The following is a 12,616-nucleotide window of genomic DNA, read 5'->3' on the forward strand; positions in this document are numbered from 1 at the left end:
GCTGGTCCAGGGGCTGGGCTATCGTGCCCGGGTGCCTGCGCCGTTCCGACCGTCGACGAGACGATCCTGGAGGCTGTTCCAGGCGTTCCGCGTCGAGCAGACCGATCCCGACCGGTTCTACGGGGCACTCGCCGCCGACTCCGTCGCCCACGTCGCGCACCACACCGACCTCGACGGTGCGTGGGTGCTCGACGTGGGAGGAGGACCGGGCTACTTCGCCCGGGAGTTCCGGGCGGCCGGCGCCCGCTACACCCCCCTCGACGCGGACCTCGGAGAGCTCAGCGGACTCGGGGCGCCCGAGCCGGGGACCGTGCTGGGCAGCGGCATGCAGCTGCCGTTCGCCGACGGCAGCTTCGACGTCACCTACTCCTCCAACGTGCTCGAGCACGTGCCGCAGCCATGGCTCATGGCCGACGAGATGGTCCGTGTGACCCGGCCGGGCGGCCTCGTGTTCTGCTCCTACACGCTCTGGTGGGGGCCGTGGGGCGGTCACGAGACGGCGCCGTGGCACTACCTCGGCGGTCGTCGTGCCGCCCGGCGCTACACGAGGCGGCACGGACGGCCGCCGAAGAACGTCTTCGGCACCTCCCTGTTCGCCGTGACCGCCGCTGCCGGGCTGCGCTGGGCCCGGGGGCGTGACGACGTCGAGGTCGTGGCCCTCCAGCCTCGTTACCTCCCGCGATGGGCCTACGGGGTGCTGCGCGTCCCGCTGCTGCGCGAGGTCGTCACGTGGAACCTCGCGATCGTCCTGAGACGGCGATGACCACACCACTCACCGCGGTCCAGCGGTGGCGCATGGTGGCCGTCTCGGGAGCGCTCGTCGCGCTGGCGTTCGTGCAGGCCCCGGACCGGATCCTCAACGACACCAAGATCGACCTGGCCCTCGCGCCGGGGCGCTTCCTCGAGCGGGCGCTGAGCCTGTGGGACCCGGCCGGCTCGTTCGGGCAGGTGCAGAACCAGGCGTACGGCTACCTGTTCCCGATGGGACCGTTCTTCTGGCTCGGCGACCTGCTGGCGGCACCACCCTGGGTCGTCCAGCGAGCCTGGTGGGCCCTCCTGCTCGTCCTGGGGTTCTGGGGCGTCGCCACGCTGGCGCGGGTCCTCGGCATCGGGACGCACGGGACCCAGATGCTCGGTGCCCTGGCGTACGTGCTGTCGCCCCGCATCCTCACGGTCATCGGGCCCAGCTCGGTCGAGGTGTGGCCGATGGCCACCGCGCCCTGGGTCCTCGTGGCGCTCGCGATCGGGTTGACGCGCGGTGACCCACGTCGGTGGGCCGCGGCGGCGGCCCTCGCGGTCGCGGCGACCGGCGGGGTGAACGCCGCCGCCACGGCCGCGGTCCTGCCCCTGGGCGTCCTGCTCGTCCTGCTGGCCGATCCGGGCCCTCGGCGCCGAGCTCTCATGCTGTGGTGGCCGGCGCTGACGATCGTGGCCACGGCCTGGTGGTGGATCCCGCTGCTCCTGCTCGGAAGGGTGAGTCCCCCCTTCCTGGACTTCATCGAGAGCGCGACGACCACGACGTTCGCGGCTCACCCCTTCGACGCGTTGCGGGGCACCACCAACTGGTTGCCTTACCTGGACGGGACGCAGGTCGCCGGCAACGCGCTGGTCACCGAGCCGCTGCTCATCCTCAACGGCACCCTGGTGCTCGCGCTCGGCGTGTGGGGCCTTGCCCGTCGCGACGTGCCGCATCGATCCTGGCTCGTCGGCGGCACCCTCCTCGGCCTGGTGCTGGTGACGGCAGGCCAGGGCGACGGCGGCTGGGGGAGCGGGACGGTGGCGGGGTGGCTCGACGGCGCCCTCGCACCCCTGAGGAACACGCACAAGTTCGACCTCGTCCTGAGGATCCCGCTGGTCCTGGGCCTCGTGCACCTGGTCGCCCGGGCCCAGCCGGTCACGGTGCGAGGTCTCCGTGTCTCGGGAGTCGCGGTCCTCGCAGTCGCCTCCCTGGCGTCGGCGACCACCCCTGCCTGGACGGCCGAGCTGCCGCGGACCGGTGGCTTCGTCTCCGTGCCGGGCTACTGGGACGACGCGACGCGGTGGATGACGGCCAACACGTCGGGGGAGAACACGCTGGTCCTGCCGGGTTCGGCGTTCGGCGACTACCTGTGGGGCAGGCCGCGGGACGAGCTGGTGCAGGCGCTCGGCACGACGCCCTGGAGCCTGCGCAACGCGGTGCCGCTCGTGCCGCCGGGAGCCATCCGCTCGCTCGACGCGCTCGAGGAGGCCTTCGCCTCCGGGCGCGGTTCCCCGGCCCTCGCCGACCTGCTGAGACGCTCCGGCATCCGGTTCCTCCTCGTCCGCAACGACCTCGCCGCGACCGGCGCCACCGATCCGGAGCTGGTCTACTCCACCTTGTCCTCCACACCGGGCGTGCAACGACGGGCCGGGTTCGGTCCCCGGGTCGGCAGTCCTGCCAGCCAGGAGACCGACGAGGGGGAGACGGTGTTCGTGAACGGTGGACGCCAGTCACGCCACCGTGCCGTCGAGGTCTTCGAGGTCGCCGAGACCTCGGCGTCGACGGCCCGCAGCCAGCAGGCGGACGCGACACCCGTCGTGGTCGGGAGTCCTGCGGCACAGCTGTTGGGCCTGCTGCCGACGGGTGTCGACGTGCTGATGGCCCGCGACGTCCCCGACACCCTCACCCCGCGGCAGGTGGTCCTGACCGACACGGACCGGCGGCAGGAGGTGGCGTTCGGCCGTGTCGTGGACAACCGCTCCGCCTCGCTGGCTCGAACCGATCCCTACCGGATCGAGCGGCCCGTGCACGACTACGTCACCGGCGACGACGAGGCCTGGCAGACCGTGCCCGAGCTCGAAGGTGCCCGGGACGTCGCGGTCTCCTCGTCGGCCTCGGACGTCACCCAGGGTCGGATCGACCAGACGGCTGCGCCGTGGGCGGCGCTCGACGGGGACCCGAGCACGGCCTGGACCGCCGGCGACCTCGACGGGTGGCTGGAGGTGCGTTACGGCCGCGCCGTCTCCACGGAGGGCGCGACGGTCACCCTGCCCAGAGGGGCTGAGCCGAGGACGGTCGAGGTCCGCACCGACCGTGGCGTCCAGACGCTCAGGCTGCGGCCCGGTCGTCCCGCCTCGATCGACGCGGGGACGACACGGACGCTGCGCATCGGGCTGCCCCGACCGGACCTCGATCCGTTGTCCCTCGCCGAGGTCGACGTGCCGCGTGCTCCGCTGTCGCGCCCCCTTCGGCTGCCCGACCTGCCCAAGGCATGGGGCACGCCCACCGACGTGGTGCTCACCGCCGACCCCGGTGACGCCTCGTGCTGGCGCGTCGAAGGTGTCACCCGGTGCGTCCCGGGCCGCGACGGCCGCGGCGAGGACGCATCGATGCTCGACCGCGTGGTGCCGATGGGGGCGGGAGCGGTGTTCGCCTCGGGCATGAGCGTGCTGCCCGTGAACGGCACGGACCTCCAGAGGCTCCTCGCCGGTCCGGTGGAGCCGACGACGAGCTCGTCGGCCTCGTCGGATCCCGCGGCCGGGCCGTTGGCGATGGTCGACGGTGATCCGCAGACCGGCTGGGTGGCCTCGCTCGGCGACAGCGACCCGACGATCACCCTGCGTCTGGACGAGGACGCCGAGGTCTCGCGGATCAGGTTGCGCACCGATCCGACGCTGGCGGCCTCTGCGCCGCGGCGAGGGGTGGTCGAGCTGGACGACGGCGCCCGACAGCGCGTGCGGTTCGACGTCGACGGGCTGGCCGAGCTCGAGCGCCCGGGCGACGCACGACTGGTGAAGGTGACGGTCACCGACGTGTACGTCCGGTCCACCCTCGGTTTCGACGGATCGGGCAGCGGTCTGCCCGTCGGCGTCAGCGAGGTGTCACTGCCCGGCAGCGGGATCGATCCCGCCGAGGGAGCCGCCACCACGGTCGACCTCCCGTGCGGCTCCGGTCCCGACCTCCGGGTGAACGGTGCCCGGTACCCCACCTCCGTCCGAGGGTCGCGCGCCGCCGTCGCGGCGCGAGCCGAGCTCCCCGCCACCGTGTGCGAGGACGGCGGTTCGATCGCGCTGCAGGAGGGTGACAACCGGATCGTGGTCCGGGGCAGCGAGGCCTTCCGACCCACCCTCCTGCGCCTGTCGCAGGGGCCGCGTGCCGACGCTGCCGGCTCCGAGAGCGCCATCGGGCGCAACGGCAGCGGCACCCTGCGGGTCGACGACCTCGGGGAGGGGACGGAGCGCCTCGTCGCCGTCCCCCAGACGGCGAACCCGGGCTGGACGGCCGACGACGCCACGGCCGTGACCGTCAACGGCTGGATGCAGGGGTGGATCACGGACCGGGGAAGCGTCCAGGCGTCGTTCGGCGCCGGCACGGTGTACCGCCTCGGCCTGGCCCTGGGCGCCGTCTCCGTGCTCGGCCTGGTCCTCTGGTGGTGGCGGTCGAGCCCTCGAGGCGCGCCGGGATCCGCGGCGCGACCGCGACCACGGCGGCGCCTGCGCGCGACGGTCCTGGGCCTCGCGACCGTGGTGTCGGTCGGACTCCTCGGGGGATGGACGGGGCTGGCCGCGGCCGGCGTCGGTGCCGTCGTGACCGGACTGCTGCGGGCGCGAGGGACCTGGGTCGCGCCGCTGGCGGTGACGGCGGCGGGGACGGGGTACGTGCTGGCGCCGTGGGGCTCGGCGGGCGGCTGGGCCGGGGCAGAGGCGTGGCCTCAGCTCCTGGTGCTGCTGGCGGTGGGCGCGCTCGTGGGGACGGTCGTGCCGCGTCCCCGGTCCTTGAGCCGCATCGCGGGCCTCTCCACCAGCCGGTAGGCGACCTCTGCCGCGACGACGCTGCCGAGGACCGTCAGGCCGAACAGGGTCCAGCCGTTGCCCTGGTAGAGGGGCAGGTCGAGGGCGGCGGCCACGCCGTGCACGACCAGCAGGTGCAGGCAGAAGATGCCGTACGAGATGTGTCCCAGGTGCCGCAGTGGCCTCCAGGCCATCGCGCGGGCGTACCGGGTGTCGGTCGGACCGAGGACCGACGGCAGGACGAGGAGCCCCGACGCGGTGGCGTACAGGACGCTCTTGACGACCGCCTGGCCCGCCGTCGGCTGCTCGAGCAGCGTCGGCCCCGCCAGCGGCGTCGCCGAGACGGCGAAGGCGGCGGCGGCGAGGGTCCAGCAGACTCCGGGCTGACCGGCGAGTCCTGCGAGGGTCGCGAACCGAGGAGCAGTGCGGCGCTCGAGGTCCACGACCGCGAGCGCGAGCCCCACGGCGAACCAGCCGAGGAACGCCGGGAGCCAGAGGTTCGAGCCGTCCACGCGCGGGGCGACCAGCCCGAGCCAGCACCAGGACGCGAGGCCCGCCCCCGCCAGCACCAGGAGCACGGCCCTCGGGTTCCAGCCACGACGGGCGGACCAGCGGTGCAGAGGCCACAGGAGCAGGGGGAGGGCGAGGTAGAACGCGACCTCGACGCAGAGGCTCCACATGTGCGTCAGGCCGGCCACGAGGTCGGCGGGTGGGTAGACCTGCGTGAGGGTGAGCTGGCGGATCCAGGTGCCCGGCCCGGCGGCGTCGTTCTCCGGCAGTGCGAGGAGCGCCACGACCACGGTGACGACATAGAGGGGGACGATCCGCAGGAAGCGTTTCCAGAGGTAGCGTCCCGCGCGCGGCGAGGAGGTGCCGTCGGCCATGGCGGCGAGGAACGGCTGGCCCAGGAGGAAGCCCGAGAGCACGAAGAAGATGGCGACGCCGATGTCGAGCCGTGCGGTCATCGCCCCGAGCAGACCCTGGGGGTAGAAGCCTGCCCAGAAGCTGGTGTGGGTGGCCAGGACCGCGAGAGCCGCCATGGCCCGGACGGTGTCGAGTCCTGGATAGGTTCGACGCGTGGTCTCAGGCACCGGGCACCACCAAGGGCTCGATGCCGCCGACCGACACGGTGTCGATGCACAGGGCGGCGGTCCCGTCGTTGCGGACGACGAGCTCGTCGAACGCGCCGGCCGACGGCAGGAAGGCGGTGTGGGCTCCCCGGGCGAGATCGAGCTCGCGCGTCACCGTCCCTGCGCGGACCGTGACGTCCAGGTCGGCGCCGGCGAGGTAGCCGAAGGACAGCATGAACGGGAAGTCGAGCACGGGCTGCAGGGGCACCCGACCGGTGGAGCCGGGCTGGATCAGGTACCCGCATCCCTCCCGGGGTCCGGGCAGACTCCTGGGGCCGCCGCCCACGGCCGCGTCGACGACCCGTCCTGCGGGATCGATCATCTCCAGGTCCACGCCCTGGTCGACGAAGTCCAGACGGTCACCCAGCGGCGCCAGCACGTGGGACGCGAGGTTCTTCGGGAACGCCGCCGACCACAGCACGACGTCCGGCACGCCGGTGTCCAGGACCTGACGCGGGGTCGTCGGCGACGTCTGGGACTCGACCGTGGCCAGGTACTCCCGCTGCGGCATGGTGGCCTCCTCGTGCCACGGTCGCACGTAGAGCACGGAGCTGACCAGACCGGAGACCAGCACCACTGCTGCCGTGGCGACGACCCAGCGTCGACGCAGCGGGACGACCAGCACCGCCGGCTCCCGCGGCTCGAGGGACTGGTGCGCTCCCCGGACCGGCATGGTCGCCAGGCCGACGCCGAGTGCGGCCACGGCAGCCAGGTCCGCGAAGTACCGGAGCTCCAGCGCCGCCGACTCCGGACCGAAGGCCGTCGCGCGACCGATCGCGATGATCACGGCGCCGAGGACGGCGTAGCCGAGGACGATCAGCACCGGCCACCAGGCGCGGCGATGCCGCAGACCCTGCCAGACGGTCAGGCCGCCCAGGACGAGCCAGGCCAGCACGGTGAGCAGCAGCGGCGTGTCGACGAAGAGCCTGGGGCCCACGCCACCGGGCTGGCCGAGAGTCGTCCACCACCAGGGACCTCCGAGGAGCGAGGGGACGGCTGATCGGACGAGTGACAGGTCGATGGTGTCCAGCACGACCGACGGTGAGGGAGCAGGCGAGCTCGGCGCGACCGTGAGGTAGATCCACAGGTAGGTCACGGTGAGTCCGCCGGTCACCAGCCAGGCGTGCCAGTAGCGTCCCACCGTCTCGCGGAGTCGCGGGACGAGTCGACGGCTCGAGGCGAAGTAGCAGAACGTGACGACGAGCAGCAGGACCGGGATGAGGACCGACTTGGTGTAGCTCGCGTAGCCGAGGGCGAGGAATGCGCCCGTGAGGACGGCCCGAGACGGCGTCCGGTGCCGCAGGTAGCCGACGTGTGCCGCCACCGCACCCATGAGGGCGACCTGGTGGGGGAGCTGGTTGATGGCCGCGGCCCACCACACCGTGGTGGGGACGGTGGCCGGCGAGAACAGGTAGAGGGCCAGGGGCAGGAGGATGCCGGGTCGGTCGCCGAAGAGCGTCCGGAGCATCCACCAGCAGCTCCCTGCGGCCGCGAGCTGCAGGGTCATGACCTGGACGACGACCGCCCACCACGGGAAGGTCCCGCTGTGACCGACGAGGGTCGTCAGCCATCGGCTGAACGGCATGAAGTGGACGTTGTGGGGCTCCAGGTACCAACCACCTCGATCGATCCCGGTCGCCGTGTCACCGAGGAAGATGAAGTCGTCGGAGTAGAACCAGCTCCCGGTGACGGCCCAGAGACGGAACAGCAGCGCGACGAGCACGAGGGCGAGCGAGGCGATGACCACCCATTCCTCGCGGTCGAACGGACGGCGCCTCATGCCGGGGGCTCCTGGCCGCGGGGGGTGACGAAGCCGACGCGGACGTTGTCGATGCAGACGCTGAGGTTCGCGGAGGCGACCAGCTCGACCTCGGAGAAGTCGCCGTCGCTCAGGAAGAGCATCGTGTGCAGCCCGGACTCGACCTCGACGCGTCGGAACATGTCGCCGACCGTGACGTCGACGAACCCGTCGGCGTTCGCGAGGTAGTCGAGTCGTACCCAGAAGCCACCGGGGACCACCTCCGCCACCTCGATCGTGCGCCGGGCCTGCTGGACCAGGTATCCGCAGTTCTCGACCTCGCCCGGGGCGGCTCGCGGGCCGGCCTCGACGGTGGCGGGGCGGAGCCGGCCCTGCTGGTCGAGGACCTCCAGGTCCGTGCCCTGCGTGACGGCACGCAGCTTCGGTGCCAGAGGAGCCAGCTTCCGCGAGGGAAGGTTGTAGGGCGCGATGACCGGGTTGGCGACCTTGGGCGGGAACGGGACGTCGGCCACCGTGACCGTGCCCTCACGTTGGGCGAGTGAACGCTCGACCTGTGCGACGAACGCACGCTCGGGGAACGCCGTCTCGTCGTCGCGAGCGTGCCACGGCAGCACGTAGGTGACGGTCGAGACGAGCGAGCCGGCGACGAAGAGCACGCCCAGCGTGCGCACGAGGCCCGTCGGGAGCGGAAGCGTGATGCGAGGCACCTCGCGCGGCTCGGGTCCGGTGCGGGCGCCACGGATCGTCAGGAACGCCGCAGCGATGCCGAACGCCCCCACGGCGGCGAGGTCGGCGAAGTAGCGGACCTCGCGGGCGCCCACCTGGCTGCCGAAGGTGGCGGCGCGGCCGGCGAAGACCAGGACGACCGAGGCGAGGCCGTAGGGAACCAGGATCCACAGCACGAGCAGCGCGTTGCGGTGTCGGGCCCACCGGTGCACGACGAGCAGGACGATCACGACCCACGACAGGGCCACGAGCGCGAGTGGCGCCGTCGCGAGGGACTGCGGCGCGCCTCCGACGACGAGGTCAGGGCTGCCACGGTAGGCCAGCGGCGCGCAGTCGGAGGCGGCGATGAACGGGTCGATGCCGCCGGTCCACAGGCGCCATGACCAGGGCCCTCCGGCCAGTCCGCTGCCGATGGTCTCGAGGACGGACGTCTCGACCAGTCGAGGTGCTTCGCAGGCTTGTCGAGGCGGAGCGTCGGTCTGCCGGGAGAGCCAGAGTGCGACATAGCCCGCGAGCAGGAGGCCGAGGCCGAGCCAGGCGGGCCACTGCCGCCCGAGATCGCGGAGCCGCTCGCGCCACGGACCCGCGGTGAACCACAGCAGCGAGATGCCGACCAGCACGGGAACCAGCAGAGGTGCCTTGATGTAGGAGCCCAGGGCGAGCGCCGTGAAGGCGAAGGTTCCGAGCAGTGCGGGCGGGCGTCGTCTGCGGAGCCACACCACGTGGCAGGTGACGGCGCCGAACAGCCCGATGTGGAAGGGGTACTGGTAGATGGCCACGGACCACCAGACCGAGCCGGGCACGGTGAAGGGACTGGCCAGGTAGAAGGTCAGCGGCACCAGCAGGAGTCGTCGGTCGCCGAACAGCACCCGCAGCATCACCCAGCACGCCACCGAGGCCGCGACCTGCATGAGGAGGATGTGGGTGGCGTAGGCCCACCACGCGAAGCCGGCCTTTCCGACGAGCAGAGCCATGGCGAAGCCGACGGGCTGCAGAAGGCTGAAGTGGCTGCGGAAGAGCCAACCCAGGCCGGTCTCCCCCCGAACGACGTCGGCGATGAAGATGTAGTCGTCCCACATGAACCAGCTGCGTGAGGTCGCCCAGCCCCGCAGCAGCGCCTGAGCGCCGATGAGTGCGACCGCGAGCCACGTGGTGGTGCCCACGCGGGGGAGCCGCCGTGCCACGCGACTGCGAGCCGGACGGCTGGCTGCGACGCGCTCGCGTGCTCGTCCCAGCAGGCGGGCCACCGGGTCCGCGGGCAGTGGTTCGTTCATGACGGCGCCACCAGTCCGTACTCGACCCTGGTGACGCACAGAGACGTCCCGGCCGACGCGGTGACCACGACCCGGTCCAGCGGGCGCGGTGCGGCCGCCAGGATCCTGTGCCGCCCGGCGGGTGCCGCGATGCCCACCCTCGTGACCCCGATCCCACCCACGGACACCGTTCCGGGTCGGGCCGAGACGTAGTCGACCGCCACCCACGGACCCAGGACCGTCGGCGGCGTCAGCCTGAAGTCTCGACCCGTCGTGCCCACGGGACGACATCCGCGGACGGCCGGCGCGGCGACGGCCCCCTCGACGGGGACCACGTCCGCGGGGCGGAGGCGACCCGCGTCGTCGAAGGTCTGGAGGTCGGCTCCGGCGAGGGAGGTCGTGTACCGGTCGTCGAGCAGGGCGAAGTAGTTCCTCAGGAGCGCCTTGTCGCCGAGCACCGGCGCCACCACGGTGGACGGGGCGAACACGTCGGCGAGTCGGGTCGCGGAGTGGGACCTCAGGTCCGCGATGGCCCGCTGGTTGACGGTGCGTTCGTCGAACGTCCGCCACCCGTCGGCGTACACCGCCGAGCTGATCAGTCCCAGGAGCACGACGAGACCGACGAGCGTCGCGCGCACCGGGACGGCCGGGACGAGGTCGACCAGGGGGACCGGCCGTCGGCGCGGCGGGTCGGCGACGTCGACGGGGCTGCGCACCAGCGACACGCCGGCGAGCAGCAGCAGCGGCGCGGCGTCGGAGAGGTACTGGACGTGGATGCCGATGCCTTCGCCGCCCAGGAGGCCGATCGTGTAGGCACGTCCGGTGTAGACCAGCACGGCGGAGGCGAACAGGTAGAGGCCGACGGGCCAGAGCACCAGCAGCGAACGCTCGTAGGTGCCCCAGCTGTGCAGCAGGACCACGGCGACGAGCGTCGCGGCCACGACCACCATGACCACGGGGGGGTCCGCGAACTGCACGGGACCCGTCCCGAAGTCGACCCACCGCAAGGGACCGCCGACCAGGGTCGGCAGGAGCGCCTCGAAGAGCTGCGCCTGTGCGAGCTCGACGAACTGGCTCGCCCTCGCCGGCACCGCCGCCTGCGGCCGGGTGACGTAGACGACGAGCCAGGCGACGCTGAGGGCGCCGTAGACCACCCAGGCGACCCGGAAGTCCCGGACGGCCCTCCAGAAGCGGTCCCACGGCCGACCCTCGACCAGCCAGATCAGCGTGAGGGCCGCCACGGTGACGACCACCAGTCCCGTCTTGGCGTACGAGAGGTAGCCGACCGTCAGGAAGACGCCGGCGACGGCGACCCACCGCACTCGACGGGTGCGCGCGTACAGGACGTGCGCCGTCACGACGCCGAAGAAGGCGATCTGGTGCGGGTACTGGTTGATGGCGACCGCCCACCACATGAGGGCCGGCACGGTGAGAGCGGTCGTGCCGTAGACGGCCAGGCCCACCAGCGCGACGCGCCCCGGTCCGAACACCGTGCGCAGCATCCACCAGCAGGCCAGGCTCGCGAGTGCCTGGAGCACGACGATCTCGACGGCGACGGGCCACCACGCGTACGGCTCACTGACGGCGACGACGAGCTTCACCAGCAGGAAGGACAGCGGCATGAAGTGACCCTGGTGCAACCGGGTGTACCAGGCGAGGTCGTCCTCCCCACGCGCGATGTCGGCCATGAAGATGTGGTCGTCCACGAGGAACCAGCTGCGCGAGACGAACACACCCCGGACGACCAGCTGCGCGAGGATGATCAGGAGGGCCGCCGAGGTCACCGCGGAAGGCGGTCGGAGGCGCAGGGTCACAAGGGAGGATCCTGCCACGTGCCCGGGTCCGGCGCGGGCGGCGAGTCGTGACCCTACGGACTGGTAACGTGCCGCTGATCACAACGGCGGAGGGAGCCCCACTGTGGGAAAGAAGCTGGGACTGGTGGCGCTCGTGCTGGGCGCCTTCCTGGTGGTACTGGCAGGTCTGAGCAAGTTCTACATGTACGACCGCCTCGCGGTCGTGCCGGACAACAACCAGACCACGAGCATCTCGCAGACCGCGTCGGGCGAGGACGGTGAGTACCTCGACGTGGGGGCCGAGGGTGGGCCGGCCATCGTGACGGGTCCGCTCAAGTCCACGCGCATCGTCGAGGGCAACGTCGAGCTGAGCGAGGAGGCGTCCGACGAGCTGAACCGCGACGTCGCCGTGTGGGACACGTTCACGTGCACCGACACGCCCGACTTCGACTGCGGCAGCGGCGAGACGCCGCTGAGCAGCACGAAGGACACGGTCGCCTTCGACGCCCACACGGGCGAGACCGTCGACTGGGCCAAGTCGCGCACCGAGTCCGGTGGCACCAAGACGCGCGGTGCGTTCAAGGGCCTCTACTTCAAGTTCCCGTTCGGGACGGAGAAGAAGGACTACATGTTCTGGGACGGCACCCTGAAGGAGGCCACGCCCGCGACGTACCAGGGCGAGACCACCATCAAGGGCCTCGACGTCTACGAGTTCGAGCAGGTCATCGAGCCGACGAAGACCGGGACCATCGCGGTCCCGGGGTCGCTCATCGGCGAGGACCGGCCCACGGTCGTCGCCGACCGGATCTACTCCAACACCCGCACCTTCCTCGTGGAGCCCGTCACGGGCGTCATCATCCGCGGTGGGGAGTCGCAGGACGGCTACCTGGAGCTCGACGGCGAGCGCAAGGCCACGACGACGAAGGCCACGCTCGGCTACACCGACGCCTACATCCAGGAGACGGTCGACGAGTACAAGGGCAAGGCCACGCTGCTGAAGGCCGTCAACTCGACCTTCCCGATCGTGGGTGGGCTCGTGGGACTGCTGCTGCTCGTCCTCGGTGCGGTCGCCCTCGCCCGCGGGCGCAAGGAGAACGGCACGCACACGGCGGCGTAGTCACGCCACCACCGCCTCCGGCGCGCCACCCTCACCGGTGGCGCGCCGGAGGCGTTCGTGCACGGCAGTGGTGGGGTCCCGAGCCCGGG

The 12,616-nt window shown here is 72.1% G+C and carries 7 protein-coding genes; 3 read left to right on the forward strand and 4 right to left on the reverse strand.

Features of this window, described 5'->3' with window-relative positions; genetic code table 11:
* The first annotated feature begins 31 nt into the window (after positions 1 to 31).
* Together NBW76_RS09310 and NBW76_RS09315 are read left to right on the forward strand one after the other, a co-directional pair.
* Entirely contained in the window at positions 32 to 763 is a 732-nt protein-coding gene (locus NBW76_RS09310; RefSeq protein WP_235493025.1) for a class I SAM-dependent methyltransferase, read from the forward strand.
* Entirely contained in the window at positions 760 to 4,770 is a 4,011-nt protein-coding gene (locus tag NBW76_RS09315) for an alpha-(1->3)-arabinofuranosyltransferase family protein (RefSeq protein WP_162239225.1), read from the forward strand. The genes NBW76_RS09310 and NBW76_RS09315 overlap by 4 nt, the downstream gene beginning before the upstream one ends.
* On the opposite strand, the gene NBW76_RS09320 is transcribed toward NBW76_RS09315, so the two are convergent.
* The 4 genes from NBW76_RS09320 to NBW76_RS09335 are packed head-to-tail and all read right to left on the reverse strand — an operon-like array spanning position 4,671 to position 11,401.
* Positions 4,671 to 5,840: an acyltransferase gene (locus NBW76_RS09320; RefSeq protein ID WP_255353830.1), complete on the reverse strand. Its 1,170-nt coding sequence runs from the start codon at positions 5,838 to 5,840 to the stop codon at positions 4,671 to 4,673. The two genes, NBW76_RS09315 and NBW76_RS09320, sit on opposite strands and share 100 nt — an antisense overlap.
* Positions 5,833 to 7,659 carry a hypothetical protein gene (locus NBW76_RS09325; protein ID WP_056555706.1) on the reverse strand — a complete coding sequence of 609 codons (1,827 nt, stop codon included), beginning with the start codon at positions 7,657 to 7,659 and terminating at the stop codon, positions 5,833 to 5,835. Before NBW76_RS09325 ends, NBW76_RS09320 begins: the two co-directional genes overlap by 8 nt.
* A complete protein-coding gene (locus NBW76_RS09330; RefSeq protein WP_056555708.1) occupies positions 7,656 to 9,638 on the reverse strand; it encodes a hypothetical protein in 1,983 nt (660 codons plus the stop codon). Before NBW76_RS09330 ends, NBW76_RS09325 begins: the two co-directional genes overlap by 4 nt.
* Positions 9,635 to 11,401 (reverse strand): hypothetical protein, encoded by a 1,767-nt coding sequence (locus NBW76_RS09335; RefSeq protein WP_156364840.1) that lies wholly within the window; start codon positions 11,399 to 11,401, stop codon positions 9,635 to 9,637. The genes NBW76_RS09330 and NBW76_RS09335 overlap by 4 nt, the downstream gene beginning before the upstream one ends.
* Before the next feature lie 133 nt (positions 11,402 to 11,534).
* Here NBW76_RS09335 and NBW76_RS09340 point away from each other — a divergent pair, with 133 nt between their 5' ends.
* A complete protein-coding gene (locus tag NBW76_RS09340; protein ID WP_055965900.1) occupies positions 11,535 to 12,527 on the forward strand; it encodes a DUF3068 domain-containing protein in 993 nt (330 codons plus the stop codon).
* The last annotated feature ends 89 nt before the right edge of the window (positions 12,528 to 12,616 follow it).

Source organism: Aeromicrobium sp. Leaf245, assembly GCF_942548115.1.
GTDB lineage: Bacteria > Actinomycetota > Actinomycetes > Propionibacteriales > Nocardioidaceae > Aeromicrobium.